At 35.1% G+C, this 21,379-nt stretch carries 25 protein-coding genes; 19 read left to right on the top strand and 6 right to left on the bottom strand.

Going from position 1 to position 21,379, the window contains the following annotated elements; genetic code table 11:
- Positions 1–197 precede the first annotated feature (197 nt).
- The 4 genes from MHB58_RS09540 to MHB58_RS09525 all read left to right on the top strand — a co-directional run bounded on the left by MHB58_RS09540 (position 198) and on the right by MHB58_RS09525 (position 2,864).
- Positions 198–572, top strand: a complete 375-nt coding sequence (locus tag MHB58_RS09540) for a hypothetical protein (protein WP_008407221.1) — start codon at positions 198–200, stop codon at positions 570–572.
- A 153-nt stretch (positions 573–725) separates the two neighbouring features.
- Positions 726–1,265 (top strand): ATP-dependent exonuclease, encoded by a 540-nt coding sequence (locus MHB58_RS09535; protein ID WP_339264560.1) that lies wholly within the window; start codon positions 726–728, stop codon positions 1,263–1,265.
- 132 nt (positions 1,266–1,397) lie between these two features.
- Positions 1,398–2,198 (top strand): protein phosphatase 2C domain-containing protein, encoded by an 801-nt coding sequence (locus tag MHB58_RS09530; protein ID WP_340735103.1) that lies wholly within the window; start codon positions 1,398–1,400, stop codon positions 2,196–2,198.
- 21 nt (positions 2,199–2,219) lie between these two features.
- Positions 2,220–2,864, top strand: a complete 645-nt coding sequence (locus MHB58_RS09525) for an alpha/beta hydrolase (protein ID WP_340735102.1) — start codon at positions 2,220–2,222, stop codon at positions 2,862–2,864.
- A 44-nt stretch (positions 2,865–2,908) separates the two neighbouring features.
- Here MHB58_RS09525 and MHB58_RS09520 read toward each other — a convergent pair whose 3' ends face one another.
- Both MHB58_RS09520 and MHB58_RS09515 read right to left on the bottom strand, forming a co-directional pair.
- Complete coding sequence (locus MHB58_RS09520) at positions 2,909–3,418, bottom strand: Ltp family lipoprotein (RefSeq protein WP_014823853.1); 510 nt, start codon at positions 3,416–3,418, stop codon at positions 2,909–2,911.
- A 429-nt stretch (positions 3,419–3,847) separates the two neighbouring features.
- On the bottom strand, positions 3,848–4,240 hold the full coding sequence (locus MHB58_RS09515) for a hypothetical protein (protein ID WP_340735101.1): 393 nt from the start codon (positions 4,238–4,240) through the stop codon (positions 3,848–3,850).
- 397 nt (positions 4,241–4,637) lie between these two features.
- On the opposite strand from MHB58_RS09515, the gene MHB58_RS09510 reads away from it, so the two are divergent.
- Positions 4,638–5,684: a TlpA family protein disulfide reductase gene (locus tag MHB58_RS09510; RefSeq protein WP_340735100.1), complete on the top strand. Its 1,047-nt coding sequence runs from the start codon at positions 4,638–4,640 to the stop codon at positions 5,682–5,684.
- Positions 5,685–5,687: 3 nt separating this feature from the next.
- Positions 5,688–5,999: a thioredoxin gene (gene trxA, locus MHB58_RS09505; RefSeq protein WP_014823856.1), complete on the top strand. Its 312-nt coding sequence runs from the start codon at positions 5,688–5,690 to the stop codon at positions 5,997–5,999.
- A 190-nt stretch (positions 6,000–6,189) separates the two neighbouring features.
- On the opposite strand, the gene MHB58_RS09500 is transcribed toward trxA, so the two are convergent.
- A complete protein-coding gene (locus tag MHB58_RS09500; RefSeq protein WP_445683156.1) occupies positions 6,190–6,336 on the bottom strand; it encodes a sulfurtransferase TusA family protein in 147 nt (48 codons plus the stop codon).
- An 83-nt stretch (positions 6,337–6,419) separates the two neighbouring features.
- Here MHB58_RS09500 and MHB58_RS09495 point away from each other — a divergent pair, with 83 nt between their 5' ends.
- From MHB58_RS09495 to arsC, 3 genes are read left to right on the top strand one after another with little or no spacing between them, the layout of a single operon-like run.
- Positions 6,420–6,734 carry an ArsR/SmtB family transcription factor gene (locus MHB58_RS09495; protein ID WP_065215958.1) on the top strand — a complete coding sequence of 105 codons (315 nt, stop codon included), beginning with the start codon at positions 6,420–6,422 and terminating at the stop codon, positions 6,732–6,734.
- A gap of 9 nt (positions 6,735–6,743) precedes the next feature.
- Complete coding sequence (locus tag MHB58_RS09490) at positions 6,744–8,033, top strand: arsenic transporter (RefSeq protein ID WP_445683155.1); 1,290 nt, start codon at positions 6,744–6,746, stop codon at positions 8,031–8,033.
- Positions 8,034–8,049: 16 nt separating this feature from the next.
- The gene (gene arsC, locus MHB58_RS09485) at positions 8,050–8,475 is read left to right on the top strand and encodes an arsenate reductase (thioredoxin) (RefSeq protein ID WP_008407210.1); all 426 of its coding nucleotides are present in this window, start codon (positions 8,050–8,052) and stop codon (positions 8,473–8,475) included.
- A gap of 45 nt (positions 8,476–8,520) precedes the next feature.
- Here the strand turns inward: arsC and MHB58_RS09480 are convergent, their stop codons facing one another.
- Together MHB58_RS09480 and MHB58_RS09475 are read right to left on the bottom strand one after the other, a co-directional pair.
- Positions 8,521–9,918: an NAD(P)-binding domain-containing protein gene (locus MHB58_RS09480; RefSeq protein ID WP_340735098.1), complete on the bottom strand. Its 1,398-nt coding sequence runs from the start codon at positions 9,916–9,918 to the stop codon at positions 8,521–8,523.
- A 69-nt stretch (positions 9,919–9,987) separates the two neighbouring features.
- Entirely contained in the window at positions 9,988–10,434 is a 447-nt protein-coding gene (locus MHB58_RS09475; protein ID WP_014823860.1) for a MarR family winged helix-turn-helix transcriptional regulator, read from the bottom strand.
- Between the two features lie 93 nt (positions 10,435–10,527).
- Here MHB58_RS09475 and MHB58_RS09470 point away from each other — a divergent pair, with 93 nt between their 5' ends.
- The 3 genes from MHB58_RS09470 to MHB58_RS09460 all read left to right on the top strand — a co-directional run bounded on the left by MHB58_RS09470 (position 10,528) and on the right by MHB58_RS09460 (position 13,481).
- Entirely contained in the window at positions 10,528–11,016 is a 489-nt protein-coding gene (locus MHB58_RS09470) for a GNAT family N-acetyltransferase (protein ID WP_340735097.1), read from the top strand.
- A 309-nt stretch (positions 11,017–11,325) separates the two neighbouring features.
- Positions 11,326–11,916, top strand: a complete 591-nt coding sequence (locus MHB58_RS09465) for a YitT family protein (protein ID WP_041865749.1) — start codon at positions 11,326–11,328, stop codon at positions 11,914–11,916.
- A 269-nt stretch (positions 11,917–12,185) separates the two neighbouring features.
- Positions 12,186–13,481, top strand: a complete 1,296-nt coding sequence (locus tag MHB58_RS09460; protein ID WP_340735096.1) for an MFS transporter — start codon at positions 12,186–12,188, stop codon at positions 13,479–13,481.
- Between the two features lie 433 nt (positions 13,482–13,914).
- Here MHB58_RS09460 and MHB58_RS09455 read toward each other — a convergent pair whose 3' ends face one another.
- Positions 13,915–14,514, bottom strand: coding sequence for a hypothetical protein (locus MHB58_RS09455; protein WP_340735095.1), 600 nt, complete (start codon positions 14,512–14,514; stop codon positions 13,915–13,917).
- A 362-nt stretch (positions 14,515–14,876) separates the two neighbouring features.
- On the opposite strand from MHB58_RS09455, the gene MHB58_RS09450 reads away from it, so the two are divergent.
- From MHB58_RS09450 to MHB58_RS09420, 7 genes are all read left to right on the top strand, one after another.
- Positions 14,877–15,632: an SDR family oxidoreductase gene (locus tag MHB58_RS09450; RefSeq protein WP_340735094.1), complete on the top strand. Its 756-nt coding sequence runs from the start codon at positions 14,877–14,879 to the stop codon at positions 15,630–15,632.
- 159 nt (positions 15,633–15,791) lie between these two features.
- Positions 15,792–16,406: a kinase gene (locus MHB58_RS09445; RefSeq protein WP_340735093.1), complete on the top strand. Its 615-nt coding sequence runs from the start codon at positions 15,792–15,794 to the stop codon at positions 16,404–16,406.
- Between the two features lie 146 nt (positions 16,407–16,552).
- Positions 16,553–17,542 (top strand): phosphotransferase, encoded by a 990-nt coding sequence (locus tag MHB58_RS09440; protein WP_340735092.1) that lies wholly within the window; start codon positions 16,553–16,555, stop codon positions 17,540–17,542.
- Between the two features lie 30 nt (positions 17,543–17,572).
- Entirely contained in the window at positions 17,573–17,962 is a 390-nt protein-coding gene (locus tag MHB58_RS09435; RefSeq protein ID WP_340735091.1) for a metal ABC transporter substrate-binding protein, read from the top strand.
- Positions 17,963–18,029: 67 nt separating this feature from the next.
- The gene (locus MHB58_RS09430) at positions 18,030–18,323 is read left to right on the top strand and encodes a stage II sporulation protein P (protein WP_340735090.1); all 294 of its coding nucleotides are present in this window, start codon (positions 18,030–18,032) and stop codon (positions 18,321–18,323) included.
- Between the two features lie 379 nt (positions 18,324–18,702).
- Positions 18,703–19,356 carry a TnsA endonuclease N-terminal domain-containing protein gene (locus tag MHB58_RS09425; RefSeq protein WP_340735089.1) on the top strand — a complete coding sequence of 218 codons (654 nt, stop codon included), beginning with the start codon at positions 18,703–18,705 and terminating at the stop codon, positions 19,354–19,356.
- Entirely contained in the window at positions 19,337–21,373 is a 2,037-nt protein-coding gene (locus MHB58_RS09420; protein ID WP_340735088.1) for a hypothetical protein, read from the top strand. The genes MHB58_RS09425 and MHB58_RS09420 overlap by 20 nt, the downstream gene beginning before the upstream one ends.
- Positions 21,374–21,379 lie beyond the last annotated feature (6 nt).

The following is a 21,379-nucleotide window of genomic DNA, read 5'->3' as shown; positions in this document are numbered from 1 at the left end:
CGAATTGAGATATACCATTGAAAATTTCAGCTCAAACGTTTTATAAAAGTTAAACTAACGTACAAAATATTACAACTTAATATGCAATACCGGCCGCAACTTTACCCCTTTACACTCCTTATGCCATAAGGAGTGTTTTCATTTGCCCGATAATGGCTATATAATATACGTAATGAATTGGTGATAGGAGAATGACGATGTGGAAGATACATAACGGGAAACTGATCCAAACAACGGATGAATCAAGAATCCGGTATAAAACGCGAATGAGCGCGGCGATAATAAACAGCTTAAAACAGCTTGCCGAAAAATATGATACCCATATCGGCTATTTATTGGAAAATGGTTATAGTAATTTAATTGAGTCCGGTACAATTGCTTATGATAAAAAAAACCGACCAAAAGATCGCATTGAATTTCGGACAACATGCGATAAAGAATTACTGGAAAGCCTGAAGGAATTCGCAAAACAGCATAACCTGAACTTAAACGATGTCATCGAAGCAAGCGTTGCGTATATCAATTATGAGGATGTAAAGCATACAAATTGGCGTTACCGTGTGGAAGTTTAATAAGAAAAATGATAAAAGCAATTGGAGAATTCGATTGCTTTTTTATTTTATATAAAATTCGTCCCCTCATTTTTTCCAAATTATTGAAAAATAGTCCATTATACATTAAATTTATAGTATAAAGATATTTTTTAAGAGGGGATGAGAACGGCCATGTTTAAAGACTATTCACCGAGACTGATTTTTGGTGTAATGGCGGTTACTTGTATCATTATTTCACCGCTGTTCGCCATATTTGTACCTATGACTGTTCCGGATTTATTTTTGACAGATCGCTCGTATTTTTATATTTATTCATTTAGAACCAATGTGAAAATTATTATCGCAGGATTTGTAATATTGGCTGCAGCTTTTGCAATGCTATGCTGGAAACGTCAAATTGCGACCTATGTGCTTAGTTTACTGCTCCTGATCGGAGGATTGGTGACGTTGTATAGCTCAACAAGTACGTACACAGCGATTAATGAGCAGGTAGTGTTTAAAAGCCAATTAATCGGCTCTGAGAAAATGCAATGGGATTCGATTGAACGTGTTGCTTTAGAGTTTGTGCCGAATGCATTAGGCAATTATAAATTTATCGATAAATCAGGGAATGAATTAATCGTTCAGGAAGATAAATCGATGGCAACAAGTTATATTTATCTAATGGCTAGTAAGAAAAACATAAAATTCGATGAGTATGAAAAGAAATAGTCATTTTCAGTCGAGATAAAAAAGCTTAGCTCAATAAAGGGTTAAGCTTTTTCTTTATTTTACAAATTTTACCTTGAAGGTGATATACTATGAAAATCTATAAATAATGTGGTGTAAGGAGGGATGTAGAAAGTGTTTAAATTCAGTTGGGTAGGGAGCGAAACACATTTAGTTGATTTACCACATATTCAGCAATTCAACAATCTTGCAATTGGTCGGTTTGGCGGTAATTCATCAGCAGGGCAATACAAAAACGAAGATGGTTGTATCGTTTGGTTGAATAAAGAGCAGGACTGGGAATTCGTCATGATTCTTGATGCTCATAACAGTGCGGAAAGCGCCGAACTAGTCGTGGAGACCATTATGAATGAAGAATATAACTTGATCACAATTTTTAACAAGTCACTACCCGATGCTTTTAATGAATTGGACGATTATATCATTCAGATTTTTCAAGATCCGCATTTTTTAGCTCGTTGCCGTAAGGTGCAAGGCGAAACGGCTTGTCTTATCGTTTTTAGGAAAAGCAAATATATTTGGTGGTTTTCAGTTGGAGACTGTATTCTACATCTATTTCATCCTGAGCTGGCTAATATGCATCAATATCAGCTAAATCAAAGGAATTTTTACGAGTGGATCGGGAATGTCAATACATTTGAAATGGAAGTACCATGTTATAGTACGGGGCGCAGGGAATTGCGAAAAGGGCTAAATCAGCTTTTTGTGACAACGGACGGGTTAACAGAATGTCCTCATACTTCATTTGATAACCCTGAGGAAATTATGAAGGTGTTTGACCATACCAAATCTCATTCCAATGCTGTGCACCATCTATTAAAAGAAATTCAAGAAAACGGCGTACGGGACAGTACAACGATTGTTTCATGGACCGTGAATATCGATAAAAATGCGAGTGAACCGAGTAATAAATAAACTTTTTAAGGGGGGATGTGTATGTTTAAAGTAAAAACAGATACTATTACAGGTTATAAAGAAAAGGATATTCCATTTACAATATTAAGCACTGATGAGCATGCCTCGAAATTGGCGATTCTGCTTCCCGGGGCAGGATATACCACTCAAGCACCTCTACTTCATTATTCAACGGGTATATTTTTACGGAAGTCTGTAGATGTACTGCAGGTCAATTATACCTATAACGATAAGTTCTATGACCATTTCAGTATGGAAGAACTCGTTGAAGCGATAAAACATGATGTGGGTGCGGTCATTGATAATGTTTTAAAAGAAAATTCGTATGAGGACTATTATTTTGTCGGAAAATCTCTAGGTACCATTGCTATGGCGTCTCTGTTGGAAAGAGAGACTTTTTATAATGCAAAAGCTGTTTGGTTAACACCGCTTCTTAATCGGGATGATGTTTTTGAATCGATGTTAAACAGTCATAATGAAAGTTTATGTTTTATTGGGGATGATGACACGCATTATAATGCGGAAAGATATAGTCAATTCGTCAATAATCCTAAGCTTGTGACAAGTCTACTTGCTGGCGCGGATCATAGTTTGCAGTATAAGAGCGATCCTGTCAATTCCATTGATCTTTTAAAGAGGTTAATTAAAAAGATCGATGAATTTTAACGGAAGAAGCCTTCCACCAATCAATTTGATGGAAGGCTTTCATTTTATTCTAAATTATCAATTGCGTACTGAGCTTCTTCAGCCGTAAATTTTTCACCGTATTCGGAAATCAATTGATCATAAATTGCAGAGTCAGACATTGCCATTGTTTCAGCGTATGATTTTGCTTTTTCTAATGCATTCGCTTTCCAGTCATGCTCCAGGTTATCGATTGCATATTGCGCAGCTTCTTTAGGGAAACCTTCTCCATATTCCGAAATTAACTGATCGTAAATACCTGCTTTAGACATTTGCATTGTCTCTGCATACATTTCCGCTTTTTTCAACGCAGATTTATATTCGCGCGGTACATTATCTTCTTTTGCTTCCTCTTTTGGTTCTTCTTTAACAGCTTCTTTTGTTTCTGCTGCGTTTTCTTTTGGTTCAGTTGCCGTTTCAACTTTTGTATCTGAATCCACTTCAGACGTATCTCCGTCACTGAACACTGCAATGATTATCACTAGTATTATAAGTGCTAAAAAACCACCACAACCAAGTTTAAATACTTTTTTCAACGCGGTAAATCCTCCTTAATCTTAATAATAATATTTTACTAGTTATTCTAGGATAATAATACTGGTAATTCTTATATATATAACAAATTTTTATTGGATTTCCGGAAAATATCTAGTTTTTTTAATTTACTTTATTTTTAAGGAGGCAAAGGTTGTTTAAATGAGAGTCATCTTATGCAATTTTAAAGGAAATTATTTTTTAAATATGAGGTAGAGATGTCACGAGAAATGGTTCCTCAATGTCTATCGGATGACATTTGTTAGAAGTACAGCAGCAAGAGGCTGAGGAAGCAATAGAATGTCAGTATAATAAATAAGTCTAAAATATGACAAAAAACTCGCCATTATTGAAGCGAGTTTTATTCAAAGGAAGGGATTCACGGTTGATTCATTTTCGAACTACCTTTGGAGACATTAGATAAATTGCGCCTATCCAATGACTTGATTAAATACAATGCCTTCTCCTTTGGTGTTTATAATTTTTAAACGATTGGTCTCTTTTACAAACACGGATTTGTATTGTAGTTCACTTTGTGCATTTAAAAAATGGAGAATACGAGTTTCTTCGTTATTAGCAATGATCACAATTTTGTAAGAACCGTCTCCAATTTGCTTACGGATAATATTGTATTCCGGTAATTTTGCAGCCTCTTCCTCACTGAGTTCGTCTTTAAGCTGATCGGTTTCATTTGGTTTTTCTTCTTCCTGGAGAAACTCACCAGGAGTTTCTTCCTCCGCTTTACTATTCTTTTCTGCAGCATCATCGCTGCACCCAACGAGCAGCATTCCTGCCGTTATAAGTACTATGGTCCATTTGATCATAATGCATTACCTCCAGTTCAATTGTTTATTGTAACAAATTAATAAACCTATCTATACCCTTTACACTCAAATACAGGCTAAGTTTTGGCATAATGAGGGTTTATCTCATATTTGCAAAATTATTGATAAAAATAAAAAAGGTAAAGTCTCTAATCAAAAATTAAACATTAAAGGACAATTAAAACTTCACTGGACGTGGAAATAGAAAGGTTTATAAAAAAATCAGTTGACTACATACCCACCGGGGTATATTATATGTGTTAGAAATTGGTGTTTTGCAAATATAAGAAGAGGTAGGAGGTTTATGGATGAAAAAAGTAATCATTATTGGTGGAGTTGCAGGCGGTGTTTTAAGTAAGCCCTGGAAAGCCCACTGCTGGTAGAGGGGAATTAACAGATGATGTATATAAGTTTAGGACAATTCAATATTCCGGTAGCATGGCTCGCTTTTATACTTGCTATTTTATATAGTGATTTTAGAAGTCGGAAGGTAGGTGTAGCAACAAATAAATTATTAGAGCATCTTGTCTTTACCTATATTCTCGTTTGGAAGTTCAGCTATATCCTATTCTCTTTATCCGACTTTATAAAAGCACCGTTATCATTAGTTTATTTTGACGGAGGACTAAAAGGACACGTTCTCGCATTAGTGGTACTTGCTTTTATTCTATATAGAAAAAGACAAATACTAGTATGGGCGGATATTTGGATATACTGGGCGAGAGTTGTGGCGATATTTAGTGTCATTAGTTTAGGATTTCAGGAGCACTGGCTGTATGCATTAATCTGGCTTTTGGTCCTTGTACTTATTGAAAGAAAATATCAACACGGGCTGTTACTCGGACAGTTTTTACTACTAGCATGGTTGAATGGCTTTACGAGCAGTTTAACACTAGTCCAACTTTTTGTATTGTTAACAGTGTATTTAAAAACAAAGCAAGCACAGTATTTGGTCGTCACGGGTATTTTAAGTTTAGTAGCAATGATGCTTGTGGATGTGGAGAAAGCAACTGAAACAATAGCCCATGAAATGATTGATTTACCGACAACGACCGGGGAAATGTATAGTTTATCGGAGCAAGAGCAGAAACTGACTATTGTTAACTTCTTCGCAACCTGGTGTCCACCATGCAAAGCAGAAATGCCTCACTTGCAAAGCTTTGCGGAAGATTTACCTGCGGGGGTAGCGCTCATCGGGGTAAATTTAACAGACCGTGATAACGGGGAGCATGCATTGGTTAATTTTATGGAAACATATGAAGTGACCTATCCAATTTTATTGGATGAATCAGATGAAGTAGGAACTGCCTTTCGGGTAATGTCTATCCCGACAACCGTGCTACTTAATGCACAAGGTGAGGAACTGGAGCGCTTAGTAGGCCCTGTCAGCGAAGAGGTCTTGCGCCAATTAATCAAAAAACATCAAACATACTTGGAGGAATAAAACATGGCAATTGTACATGCAACAGATCAAACATTTGAACAAGAAATTTTAAACGGTGTAGTATTAGTCGACTTTTGGGCGGCTTGGTGCGGTCCATGTAAAATGATTGCGCCAGTTTTAGAGGAATTGGATGCAGAAATCGGAAACGAAGTTAAAATTGTGAAGGTAGACGTAGATACGAACCAAGTTACAGCAGAAAACTATCAAATTATGTCAATTCCATCGCTATTAGTGTTTAAAGACGGTGAATTAAAAGGAAAGACAGCTGGTTTCATGCCAAAAGAAGATTTAATCGATTTTATTCGTCAATATTAATGAACAAGGAAGCCATATACAGCAGATGTGTATGGCTTTTCTAGTGTCCACTTTGTAAATTTTTAGAAATTTTGTGTAACCGCTCCATAAACTGTGGCTTTCTAAAGCTGGCAATCGAATTCCATTTGTTTATCCTTCTTTCATAAAAATTAAAGCGAGTAGAACAATGCTCTACTCGCCCAAGACACTGTTATGCTTTTTGAATGTAGAAGTACAGTACGCCTGCTTCTTCTTTTTGCTCTAAAATAGTGTGACCACCTGCGCCAGCCCATGCTGTAAAGTCTGCAAGTGCACCTTTATCTGTTACTTGTACTTCTAACATTTCACCAGAGTTAATTGTAAATTAAAATTTAGTAGTTGCAAAACCGTGACTAAGAACATAATATAAGTATATTCTTATATAGCTATGGAGGGATGCAAATGGAACTCGATTTAATGGAAAAACAATTAAAGGCAGTTGCAGATGCCAATCGCTTACGAATTTTAGCCTGTTTGAAAAAAGGGGAAGTTTGCGTATGTGATTTTACAGACGTCCTTAATATTTCACAGCCTGCCGTGAGTCAGCATCTACGCAAACTTAAGGAAGCTGGTATTATTACTGAACGCAAGGTAGGGACATGGAAGCATTATCGAATACAAGAAAATCAAACTTCGTTAATGCGAAATATACTTGCTTCCATTAATGAAGATTCAACATGTGGATGTAAAATTAACAGTGAATGTGTGGAGGGCTAAAAATTGAATATGTTTGTCATTGCGTTACTCATTTTTATTGTAACGCTGGTTTTTGTAATCTGGCAGCCAAAGGGACTGAATATTGGCTGGTCGGCAATGGTTGGCGCAATCGTCGCATTACTTGTTGGTGTTGTTGATTTTAACGATGTCGGCACAGTCATTGACATTACGTGGAATGCCACATTATCGTTTATTGCGATTATATTAATTTCACTTATATTAGATGAAATCGGCTTGTTCGAATGGGCTGCACTACATATGGCACGGGCCGCAAAAGGCAATGGTATTAAAATGTTTGTGTATGTTAGTCTGCTAGGAGCTGTCGTTGCTGCATTATTTGCGAATGATGGAGCTGCTTTGATTTTAACACCCATTGTGTTAGCAATGGTGCGTAATTTACAGTTTAGCGAAAGAATGATTTTCCCATTTATTATGGCAAGTGGCTTTATTGCGGACACGACAAGTTTACCGTTTGTCGTAAGTAACTTAGTCAACATTGTTTCTGCAGATTTCTTCGATATTGGGTTTGTAGAGTATGCTTCGCGTATGATTATTCCCAACTTGTTCTCGTTAGCGGCAACGATTGTCGTGCTGCTGATTTCCTTTAACAAGTCGATTCCACGAGAATACAATGAATCGATGTTAAAGGAACCTAACCTTGCAATTAAAGATATTAAAATGTTTAAACTTTCATGGGTTGTGCTTGCAATTTTAGTTGTTGGCTATTTCTCAAGTGAATTTGTTGGCGTACCAGTTTCTCTTGTTGCAGGCGTTATTGCAGTTTTCTTCTTAGTCATGGCGCGGCAAAGTGCTGTCGTTGATACAAAAGCGGTTGTGAAAGGTGCACCTTGGAATATCGTATTCTTTTCAATCGGTATGTATGTCGTTGTTTACGGACTTGGCAATGCAGGTTTAACTCCTATGTTAGCTAGTGTAATTGAATGGACAGCAGAGCAAGGATTGTTCGCAGCTACTGTTGGAATGGGCTTTATCGCGGCTTTTCTATCATCTGTCATGAACAATATGCCAACAGTGATGGTCAATGCTTTAGCGATTGCTGAAACGACGACGAATGGTACATTACGTGAAGCATTAATTTACGCAAACGTGATCGGGTCAGATTTAGGTCCAAAAATTACACCAATCGGATCACTGGCAACACTGGTTTGGTTATATGTACTATCTCAAAAAGGTGTAAAAATTTCTTGGGGTACGTACTTTAAAACCGGGATTGTGTTAACGGTGCCTATTCTTATCTTTACTTTAATTGGACTATATATTACATTACTAATCTTTTAATAAGGGCGGGTTTCAAATGACCAAAAACACACTATATTTCTTATGTACAGGGAATTCATGTCGTTCACAAATGGCAGATGGATGGGCACAAAAGCTATTACCGGAAGATTGGGAAGTGTATTCAGCTGGAATTGAAACGCATGGTGTCAATCCCAATGCGATCAAGGCGATGAATGAAGTAGGGATCGATATTTCTCACCATACTTCGGATTTAATTAACCAAGATATTTTAAACAAAGCAACATTAGTCGTAACACTTTGCGGAGATGCAGCAGATAAGTGTCCAATGACTCCTCCAGGTGTACGCCGTGAGCATTGGGGATTCGAAGACCCGGCAAAAGCTACAGGTACTGAGGAAGAGAAATGGGCAATTTTCCAGCAAGTACGTGATGCTATCGGTGCACGCATTGAGCAGTTCGTAAACGATGAGTTAAAAAAATAGTATAATAAAGAAATCCCCTTGAAAAGTTTTCAAGGGGATCCTTTTTTAACAGCAGTTAGAATTGTTATTACTATTTAAATCTAAACTGCAAACACCCGTTTCAGGAAGATCCAGCTCAACTTTACGAGCTGCTTCGAGATCACCTGTTAAGTAAGCGACAATTGATCGAACTTGCTCATAACCAGTTGCCATTAGGAATGTAGGAGCACGTCCATAACTTTTCATACCGACAATATAAAAGTCAGATTCAGGATGACGTAATTCTAACTCACCATGAGGACGGACCGTACCGCAGCTATGCTCATTTGGATCAATGAGTGGTGCTAATGCTTCAACACTTTCGACAGTAGAATCAATCGATAATCGGATTTCTTTTAAAAATGAGAAGTCTGGTCGGCTTCCTGTATTCGCAATGATTTCATCAACTGCTGGAAGTTGATGTTCGCCAGTTGGGCCATCACCTTTTATGATAATTCCATCAGATGTTTGTGTAAGCTCTTCGATATAAAATGGAGTAAAGACTTTTATTTTTCCTTCATTAACTAAAGTATGAATGCGACTCCCTAATTCACCTCTAGCAGCAAGCGCATCCTTTTCTTCACCGCCATAAGCTTCTTCTACACGCTTTTTACGTAAAACCCATATAATTTCAACATCTTCAAGTTTTTCTAATTCTAAAATCGTATTAATAGCTGAGTGCCCACCTCCAATAATAGCGACTCGCTTGCCTTTATAGCGATCATTTAATGATTTAACATTCGGAATACCATAAAAGATCTTGTCAGCAAGCTTTTGCTCAGCTGAAGTCCAAACATTCTCTGCATGAACAGGATTCGGCGTTGCCCATGTACCCGTAGCATCAATAACAGCACTGGCTAAAATGCGCTCTGTCTTACCGTTTTGTTCTGTATAAAGTACAAATGGCGCAGAATCGCGACTAGCTGATTTCATTTTATCATGATTCTTTTTACTAATGCCGACAACGGTTGTATTAAACGATATAAATGGTTTGATCTCAGGTAAATTTGCTAATGGCTGTAGATACATCGTGCGGATTTCTTGACCTGTTGGTAGAATGGATTCTTCAGGCATAGTCCAACCAGATTTAAGTAGCAATTGTTTAGCAGCTTTATCCACGTTGTATTGCCATGGTGAAAATAGACGAACATGCTGCCAGGATTTTATGTTTTCAGCAACCTCAGATCCCTTTTCAAGAAGGATAAATGCTTCACCAGCTAAAGATAGATGGGCAGCAGCAGCTAAGCCAACTGGACCTGCTCCAATAATAGCAACAGGATATGTTTTATTTAGCTTAATAGATGATTCTTTAGGGAGTGACTCATTTTGTGTACCTTCCACAGGACCACAGCAAGAATTAGTTAACGTTGATACAGGTGCACAACAGCTTGAATTTTGATTTTTAATGGATAACGGTATGTTCATTTATAACTTCCTCCTTAATTACTTGTAGTTTGCAACTATATACTAAATAAAAAAGCAAGAAATCCTTGCTTAGTAAATCGGGGTACAGCATACCGTCGATTTAGACATTGCTTCGTTTAGAAGCTGAATCGAACGAAGTACCGTTTCTTTTTCAAAGTCGTTCATATGTGAGAATACTTCCTCTAAATAGGCATTCATGGATTCATCTATCGTTGTTGCAACAAATTTTCCTTGTGTTGTTAATGATAAAATTGATACACGTTTATCTTGAAGTGAAGGCGTTTTTTTAACCAATTCCATTTTCACTAGTGTTTGAATTTGCCGGCTGAATGTCGTAATATCCATTGCAAGTGTTTCAGAAATTTGTTGCATAGAAGGTGTATGCTGTTTATCAATTTCGTAGAGAATTTGACTTTGAATTGTAGATATTTCAAAGGATCCAACAGAACAGCAATTTTTGTTTAGTAATCCAAATCTTCGTGTTAGTATATGAAAAATTTCACGTTTATTCTCCATTCAATCACCTCTAATTAAAGTAAAACAAAAACATTTGCAAAATGCAACTATTTATTTTATTATTTCAATATTCAGTCACTTGGAGGTTGATATATGTCTATTAAAATACGATTTGTTACATGTGAAGATTGGTTAGACGTAAAGCGAATTTATGAAGCAGGGATCGATACTAAAATAGCTACATTCGAATCGAATGCCCCCGATTCTTATAATGAGTGGTTTGGTGAAGCAAATCCAAATTGTTCATTTGTTGCTTTGGAGGAAAATCATATTTTAGGTTGGTGTAAATTAACGCCCGTTTCAAAACGTAAGGTGTATAAAGGAGTAGGAGAAGTAAGCATTTATATTGCACCAGATGCAATAGGAAAGGGAATTGGACATTTGTTATTGAATCATATGATTACAGCATCTGAAAAGGAAGGATTTTGGACATTAGAATCCAAAATTTTTAAAGAAAATGCTGCTAGTCTTAATTTACATATTAAAAATGGTTTTCGTGTGGTTGGTGTCCGTGAAAAGATTGCTCAAGTCAATGGAGAGTGGAAAGACAATATTTTAATGGAGAGAAGAAGGAGTATTTAGCCGATTATGTTAGATTCGTGAATTCACGGTTAGAAGTTAGTGTATATTTCAGGAAGTGGTTTAAATCCAGCGATTTATTTCAGTGGAAGCATGAATGTACTGACTCGATTGTTAGTATTTGGTGAAGAAACTGTTATGTATTGAAGGTTAACCTCATGCTAGAAGGAATTTCAAAACACTAATAGCAAGTAGTAAAAAACTTTTGGGGGTTCTTCTTTAAACTGAGTAATGAACATATATTTTTAAGTATTTCCATTACTTGAATTGTACTAATAGATGTTCTGAAAAGTATAAATAAGAGGTGATTCCCTGTACTTTTTAAAAAAAGGTTTGGCGCTAATTACCGGAAGCATTTTTATATCATTGGGTATAAATCTGTTTATAGTGCCACATGAAATATTAGATGGAGGAACAGTAGGAATTGGATTAATAGCAAATTACTTATGGGGTTTTAATACAGGATTAATAGTTATAGTAGTTAGTATTCCTATTTTTATTTTTGCTTGGTTTTTTTATAGAAATTATTTCTATAACAGCTTACATGGTCTGATTCTGTATGCCTTTTTTATCGATTTTCTATCACCATTAAATAATCTAATTGAATTGGAAGCTATATACAGTTCATTACTAGGTGGCATTCTTGTTGGAATTGGAAATGGATTGATGTTAAATTTTCAGACAAGTACGGGAGGCACGGATTTTATTGCCCAGTTTTTATGTGAGAAGACGGGGATAAATGTAGGGATTTATATTTTGTTTATTGATTCCATCATAATAATTATTGGTGGCTTATTATTATCTTCAGAGACGTTTTATCTCTCCGTTATGACTATACTTTCTATTGGTATCACCACGAGTATTATTACAAGTAGAAAAGGACATGTTGTCGCTTTTAAATGATGTATAAAGCGAGGAAAAGAGCATGGTCGGCAGGACAGGCCAAAGTAGTTGCTAACTATGATCGTGCCTTTTGGAGGGAACGAGGACTTTCTGGATACCTAAGGAGTGGGGTTGGTAGTTGGAAATAGTTGTCCGGAAAGGGCAGTAAGGATTTCTGTTTGCGTTATCAAATATTGTTTGCCATACAATTTTCATATTGTATGGCTTTTATGTGCGTGTTATGATATTCCAAATCTTGTAGGAAGGTTTTTAGAAAGGCAGGCAGGAATATGGTACAAAAAACTCGTGTAGAATCTTCAGAAGAACAAACAGCTACACTGAAAAGCTACATTCTTTATCCGGAAAAACAGAAAGCGTTATATAAGCGGACATTATTCGTTGTAAGTGTCTCACAAATTTTTGGTGGGGCAGGATTAGCAGCAGGCGTTACGGTGGGTGCGCTTCTTGCACAGCAAATGCTTGGTACAGAAGCCTATGCCGGACTTCCTTCCGCGTTATTTACTTTAGGTTCAGCAGGAGCAGCTTTACTCGTCGGGAGACTTTCGCAAGCGTCTGGACGTCGTATCGGGCTGGCTACAGGTTTTATGATTGGTGGGCTTGGGGCAATAGGGGTCATCATTGCAGCTATTATAAATAGCGTTTTGCTGTTATTTCTATCTTTACTTGTTTATGGTTCAGGAACTGCAACTAATTTACAAGCTCGATATGCAGGTACGGACTTAGCAAATAATAAACAGAGAGCGACTGCTATTAGTCTTACGATGGTTTTTACAACTTTTGGTGCAGTTGCTGGTCCGAATTTAGTAAATGTAATGGGTGATATTGCTCTTTCTATTGGCGTTCCAGCACTTGCTGGACCATTCATTTTAGCAGCAGCTGCATATATCTTAGCAGGAATTGTGCTTTTCGTTATGCTTCGGCCAGATCCATTACTAATAGCAAGATCAATAGAAGCGTCCAACAAAGAAAAGCATGAGAAAACACATTCAGCTATTACAGAGCAAGTAGAAAACCGAAGAGGCATAATTGTAGGTGCGACAATTATGGTTCTCACTCAAATTTTAATGGTAGCTATTATGACAATGACACCTGTTCATATGCGGCATCATGGGCATAGCATAGGGGAAGTTGGTATTGTTATTGGTTTTCATATAGGTGCCATGTATCTGCCTTCTCTGGTTACTGGTATCCTTGTTGATAAATTGGGACGTACTGCTATGGCGATTGCTTCTGGAATTACGTTACTTCTGGCGGGTTTAACAGCAGCATTTGCACCAGGAGATACCATGGTTTTCCTGGTGATTGCACTTTCTCTACTCGGATTAGGATGGAATTTTGGGTTGATAAGTGGGACTGCACTTGTTGTTGATTCAACTACAACCTCTACAAGGGCTAAAACACAAGGTACATTGGATGTTTTCGTGGCGTTGTCAGGAGCTGCTGGTGGAGCCTTGTCGGGAGTGATTATGGCAGGATCAAGTTATCTAACTTTATCAATTATTGGAGGGATTCTCTCTTTATTATTAATTCCGGTTATGTTATGGTCTCGTAGTGCCAAAAACTAGAAGGGTTAAATTACTAACACTTTATTTTGGATATATCTTTGAGAAGTAAAATCCTTTAATTTCATATTGAGGATTATAAATCATTATACATATTCAACAACCTGACGCTTCAATTGAATATTCTCATCCTGAAATAATCTCACTTTTTTTATAAAAACCAGACTATAAATAATGAACCAACTGTTTTGATCAGACTTTGTTTGAAAGCAGTTGGTTTCTTTCTGTGTAAAATCAGTGATCTAACCAACTCACCAAATGTTCTATATTAAACGTATAATCATTTTAGGAATAAACATTAAAATGTCCCAACCACTCCAATGCAAATAATATGGAACTGGTAAGCTCCCTTAGCATTCAAATAAAAAAGACAGCAAATCGAAATTTCGACATTTCTACTGTCTGAGGGGACGAATAACTTTCGTCATCTTCGCTATCAACTGCTGGTTACAAACTTTTTGACTTCTGAAGCCTTATCTCCATTCAATATATTCGTTACACCATATACTTCACCCTTTCCCTCATGATTAATGGCAACGTCTAAATCATTCATAATTTGCTTCATGTACTCGAATGCTTTATGCGTGTTTTCATCAGTAGGTGCCCATTGTTCAACTAAATCTGTTGATTCTACTGCTTCACCATTAGGGCCTAAATGTACCGTGCGGGCAGCTTGTTTATTAGATATATAACTTGTTAAAAGGAACAAATTTATATAATCTTCTTTCAATTCTTCATATGCTCTAATTAAATGAACAGGGGATTCATCATTGACTACTTGTGACTTCAAGTAATACTCGAAACCTTCATCGTTACCTGCTTTTATCAATTTTGGGTCGTTAATCGGTTTGGAAAGTAATACGTTCATCTTTGAAACCCATTCTCCGATTTCAGCATGATAAATTTGTGGTTCAAATGCTACTACAAGGTTTTTATTAGTTGATTCATCTTCATCGTTTAAATATATAAAAACTCCACCGAGTGTGGAAATAATTATAACTACAATAGCAGAACCGAATAAAATATTAGTTTTCATGCACAAACTCCTTTCCTTAATAAATTTAATATAACCAAGAAGCATTTGTTTTACAATTTATCCCTTTATCAAGTGCTACATATAAATATAATCTGCTACTAGTGAAGGGTACTTTAGTCAAAGTACCACTGTAATTCATAGGAGGCCGAAAATATATTCAAGTTGTTCAATAATCTGGCGCTTTTCTTAAATAGAAAAAGGGCATTATTTAATTAAAGGGCAATTTGAAGGAATCAAATTTAAAATGAATTTGGATATTTATGTTAATGTTAAGATGAAATGCACTTATACTAACGGGCAGGTTTGTTTATCAAGAATTGAGAAGTAATATTTAAAGTTTTGTTAAATAAGGGGGAGAAACCATGAAATTAGATGGCTCTATAGCAATAGTCACTGGTGCAAGCCATAACAAAGGAATTGGAACCGCTGTTTGTCGTAAGTTAGCAAAAGATGGTGCAGATATATTTTTTACACATTGGGGTTCAAATGTGGATTGGGCAGTAAATTTTCAAAACGAAATAATAGGGGAATACGGAGTTAGATGTGGCAACTTAGAAATAGACTTATCTGAACCAAACTCTCCATTTAAATTACTGGAAATGGTTGCCTACCAATTGGGCATACCGACAATATTAGTTAATAATGCCGCACACTCCACCAGAGATGGATATATGAAATTAGATGCAAAAACACTTGATGATCATTATGCGGTAAATATGAGAGCAACTTTTATACTGAGTGTTGAATTTGCTCGTCGCTTAAAGCTTCAAAATAAATTGAAAGGCAGAATTATCAATATGACTTCTGGACAAGCACTTGGACCGATGACTGGTGAATTAGCTTATGTTGCAACAAAAGGCGCAATATCAGCTTTCACACTTTCTTTATCGGCGGAATTGGCACCATTAGGCATTACGGTAAACGCAATAAATCCAGGTCCTACCGATACAGGCTGGATGACAGATGAGATAAAAACACATTTAACAAGTAAGTTCTTATCACGGAGAGTTGGATTACCTGAAGATGCAGCCCGGTTAGTATCTTTCCTTGCCAGTGAAGAGGCACAATGGATTACAGGACAAATAATTAACTCAGAAGGAGGTTTTTTAAGAGCTTAGATTGGGGGAGCCAGTTGAATTAGCGTATTAAATCCAAAACATTGTTAACATCACTCTATTAATTTATCTTGTCTCTATGCAAAATACAAAGGGAATATAATTTTGAGTAAAGAACTTAAATAAAAGTACAAATAAAACAGCGAAGGAAATTTAATTTAAATGAATAAATATGAGAACTTGTTTCTTCAAATTAAAGAGGGGTACGAAAAACATAATAAAACAAGACCCTATATCATTGCTTTAGATGGCTTATCTGGTGCTGGCAAAACAACACTTGTAAGTCAGCTCAAAGGGATTCTGAAAAATTTGGTAATTATTCATATCGATGACTTTATTGTTGAAAGAGACAGGCGATATGATACAGGGCAGGAACAATGGTTTGAATACTATCAATTACAATGGGATACCGAATATTTAAAAGAACACCTCTATCAAAAAATGCTACAAAACGTTTCGCCTTTTAAATTGCCTTTTTATCAAAAGCAAGAGGATACTCATGTCATCAAAACCATTAATTTATCAAGCAATAGCATTGTAATAATTGAAGGCATCTTTCTTTTACGAGACGAATGGAAAAATTTTTATGATTACATCGTTTTCTTAGATTGCCCTAAAGAAATAAGATACGAGCGTGTACTTCTACGTGATACATATATTGGAGATTTAGAAGCAAGGTTAAAGAAATATAACGAACGATATTGGATAGCAGAAGAATACTATTTGATAAAGCAAAAACCTTTTGAACTAGCTGATTATATTCAAAAATTTATCTAAATTCCTATTCAAAGTTATTCAGCAATTCAGAAAAATAATGGCTGCACTACACGGAAACAATGTGGCATCATAAAAAAGTAAAAATGAAATAAAATTGACTTTGATTGAAATACTTAGAATTAAAAAGAAATACGTGGTGATGAAACATGGATGTTGTATTAACAGAAGAAATGGTATTAAACGATCTTATAAATACGTGTAATCGTTATTTTGGATTTAAAATATTTGAAGCTACACCAATAAAACGGGGTTGGTTAAACTTAAAGTGGAAAATAACAACAGATACTGGTGTCTATTTAATCAAGCAATACAACAAGGAACGATACAAAAAGTATAACCATGATGAATTATTAATAGCTTTCTCACAACAGATGCAATTACATAATAGGGGTATTCCATGCGCTAAACTTTATTCTCATAAAGGTGAGTTTCTTATAAAATCAGATAAGGGAGAACTCTTTATGTTAATGGAATTCTGTAATGGAAATGTAATCCCTCCTGGCAAATTAAATGTCCATCAAATGTTTGATTTAGGACGAGCAACAGGGAATATGCATCATTTGTTAAATAACGGAAAACAAAAGGTGACAAGAGGTCCCGAATATAATCCTTCCAGTCGAGAACAGCGTTTAATTCATTGGGAATCTGCTTGGAATCATGCAAATAATACTGGGAAATTTAATTTATTATCTATATTTGAGGCACAATATAGATTAACTGAAACTATAAATTTAGAAAATTTTAACCTAAGTAAAACTGGTTGGGCTCACCGGGATCTCTGGGTAGATAACTTATTGTTTGAAGAGAAAAATATTAGTGCAATATTAGATTTTGATAGAATGAAGTATGACTATCCACAGCTTGATGTAGCAAGAGTTGTTATATCTGGGGCTTTAGATGATAATAACTTAGATTATTCACTCGTTAAGGCATATAAAGAAGGGTATAGTGAGCAACATTTACTTGAAAATGGGTCCATAATCAATGCTTTAAAAATGTTATGGTTTATGGAAAGTACCTGGTGGATAGATTCAACTATGGATCAGCATAGTGGACCTCCAGAACGTTTTGCACAGGAAATGATTTGGCTGTCGGAAAATCAAAAAGAATTAGAGTCTATTATAGGAGATTTATAATATTTAGCCAAATCTTAGGAGGGGTAGAAAATGAGGAGAAATTTATTTTTCTTAGCAATAATTTCGTTACTTTTGTTAGTTGGCTGTTCACAACAAGAAACATTACAAAAGACAGGAGATTTAGTTATCCCAACTTTTGAATATATTTTAGAGAATGGTTATCCAGTAAATGAAAAAGGTGAAACTTATGGACCAGATATGGGAAACATGATGATTATTGATGAACCTGATTTAATATTGGCACAAGGCGAGAACAGTATAATAGGATATGCAAAAAAAGTAGAATTAGATGGCCCAAAACCAAAAACCCCAGAAGAAGCAGTTAAACTAAATAATTCTCCTCCAAGAGAAGTTCCTTTGTATGATGTTGATGGAGAGACTATTATTGGTACGTATTGGATTGGTAAGGTAAATAGATGATATCTATTATTGAATAACTTATGGAAAAAGAATCTGTTATTCAAATAACAAAGGCATAAATATAATATTGTCTTTCACAATCGTGCGCTATTCTAAAGAAGAATGGCGTTTTATTTTATATCTTTGCCAGATCTTTAGAGAGTTTGCGAACCATCTACATCAAAAATTAGAAAAGCTTTACCCAGGAATATCTAGAGGAGTAATTGAGCAAGGTGAAAATCCGAGGAACACATATAATCAAGAAATTCAAAAGCAGTCTGTATTATTAAATATTGGTGGAACTGAAAATACAATGGAAGAGGCTTTTAGAGCTACGGATGCTTTAGCTGAAGCTATAAAAGAAATTGTACAGGAGCCATAAAACAATAATCGGGCATGATCGTCGGGCAAAACAGTTAGAAAGTGATCAAACTTTTTTATAAAACGAAAACTTATAGATGCAAGGGAAGAATCCAGTTTGATCAAATTTTCTTTAATGGATTCTTCTTTTTTACCACAAATCACAAAAAGACTTATCCTTGTACAACATGTTTCATAACGATCGAGGTGTAAAAGGACAGGAAAGTTTAACTTTTTATCGAATATAGAATACCATTAAATTAACATTTTGAATAAAATAGTTTGAGTTTCCTGTCTAAAAATAGACAGGAAACTCTTTTTAATTTAGTATTATAAACAGGAAACTTAAACTTTTAAAAATTCTAAATTTTCTATATTTTTAATAAGGTAGGGGGATATTATTGTTCACTAAACCAGTTTTTATTAATAAAAACAATAAATTTGGTAATAATAGATGGATTGTTCATAGTAATAAAATTAATAGAACTGTATATTTATTCAGTGATTTAGAATATGCAAATTGGTTAGTAGTCGAAAATGATCCATCTATAAAATATTTTTGCGAACAACCTATTATTATTGAATCTATTTTTGAGGACAAGATAAAAAAGTCAATTCCTGACATGTATATTCAATATGTAAATGGAGTAGAAGCGATGAGAGAAATCAAATATTCAGTCGACATATCCTCTGAACGGGCAAAGCAGCAATCCTTCATTCAAAAGAGTTGGTGTAATAAAAATAATTATAAATATGAATTAGTAACAGAAGAACATTTAATTACTAATCCTGTTTACCTGTCTAACTTAAAATTATTATCAAAAGTAGAAATAGATATAGGGCTAGTCAATAAATTTAAAGAAACATTAGATAAATATATTAACTCAAAGCCTAATACCGTTTTAGAGTTATCAAAAGAAATGAATATTGAAATAGAGGTCATTCTTCAGCAAATATTTTGCTTAATTAAAGTAAATTACATTAATTCAAATATTGACGAACTATTTTTAGGTCCGTTAACGGAGGTTTGGAGAGATGAAGCGCAAATATCTTGATCGATTTCAACTTGAAGATTATCACTTCGATCCAACAAATTGGGAAAATGTTTACATCGGAAACTTGCCAAATGATAAAAAAGAACAATTCATAAGAAGGCAAGAAGCCATAGAATTATTTTTACTCAGTGATATGAGTATTAAGAATATTACTACTACAACGGGGATATCCAGAAGTGAGATTTATCGATTACTTACACGCTGTCTTAGCCTTAAAGATGATGGTACTATTTATGGTTTCGCTGGACTATTAGCATATTCTAGAGTAAAAAGTTATGAAGTTGATGAATACGGAGACAATTATTCAGGAAGTTTTAATAAACTATTGACAGATTACCCAGAACTAAAAACATTATTGTTTACAGAATATTTCAGTACAGATAAAAACTTTGTGCGAGAGAAGAAGCAAAGTGTAAAAAACATTCATAGAAAATTTATTAGTCATTGCAGAGAGTTAGGAATTAGTGAAGATAGTTATCCATTTACCACGACAAGCAAAGCGTTTAAATCAATAGAGAGATATTTGAACGGTTTACTTAAATCGAATAGTTCACTGGGTGCCAAAATGAATGGCCCTGATGCATTTATGCTGCACAAAAGCGTAAATAACACGACAAACGCATATACAGATTTGATTCGTCCGTATGAAAGAGTCGAATTTGATGGTCATCAAATTGACGCTATTTTTTCAATTATTATATATACGCCCCACGGAGATAAAGTTATCGTTAATCTAAATAGATTGTGGCTATTATGTGTAATAGATGTTTCTTCACGTGCTGTCATTGGATATCATATAAGCTTTAGTAATAAAAACTATTCCACAGCAGAAGTCTTGAAATGTTTCAAAAAAGCACTTCTCCCTTGGAAACCAAAAAAACTTTCTATACCTGGTCTCCAGTATAATGAAGGTGATGGTTTCCCTTCGTTTATACTTGAGAATACCCAGTACGCACTTTGGGATGAGATTTGCATGGATAATGCTAAAGCACATTTATCACACAAAATGATAAATCATCTAACAGAATTGCGTTGTGCTATTAATTATGGACCCGTTGCAACTCCTACCGGAAGAAGTATTGTTGAACGCTTTTTTTTAACATTAGAACATAACGGTTTTCATCGAATTCCATCTACTACTGGTAGTAATGTGCGTGATCCTAAAAGGGATAAAGCTGAAGAAAGGTCTATAATATATGAAATTACCGTAGACCAATTAGAAGAAGTGATGGATGTAGTTATCGCAAACTATAATAATACTTCGCACAGTGCGAATTTAGGATTAACTCCGTTAAATATAATAAAACAACGATTAGAACGTGGTATGCACATAAGGAAGCTTCCCCAACATATGCAAAGTAATTTAAATCTTTTTCCAAGCAAAAAAACAACCAAGGTTAAGGGGGATATTTCAAATGGACGAACACCATATATATTTTTTGAATACAGTCGTTATACAAGTATTAAATTAATTAACGATAGTAGTATGATTGGAGAAAAGTTGACGCTATTTATCGATGAAGAAAATATACAAACTATTCAAGCGTATAATGAGGACGGAACGTATTATGACACCTTAACAGCGTCAGGTAAATGGAGTAGAATGCCCCATAGCTTGATTATGCGTAAGCTTATAATGAAACATAGAAATATTGAAGAATTTAATTATCTAGATCACCAGGATCCAATTGCAGCATATCAAGAGTTTTTAAAAACTAAATCAATCTCAGACAAACAAGCTCGAAGAAAATTGCAAGAGATAGAAAGATATAAAAAAGAGCATAATATTAAAGTGCAACTAGAAAAACAATCAATTGAAAATCAAAAAGTAATAAATTCACAAGAAGTACTGCAATCTAAAATTATCCAACAAAGACAATTAAGTAAAATTACTGATGAAGCTCAAATAAAATTAGAAAACAATGTTATTGATACTACCCAAATAAAAATAAGTGAACGACATAAAAAAATAATTGAAGAGTCCAAGGTTAAAAAAGGGAATTCTATAACATATTGAGGTGGT

Origin of the sequence: Solibacillus sp. FSL K6-1554 (assembly GCF_038005185.1) — a bacterium.
Lineage (GTDB): Bacteria > Bacillota > Bacilli > Bacillales_A > Planococcaceae > Solibacillus > Solibacillus silvestris.
The sequence above is the reverse complement of the archived record's forward strand: the minus strand, read 5'-3'. Positions and strand labels throughout refer to the sequence as shown.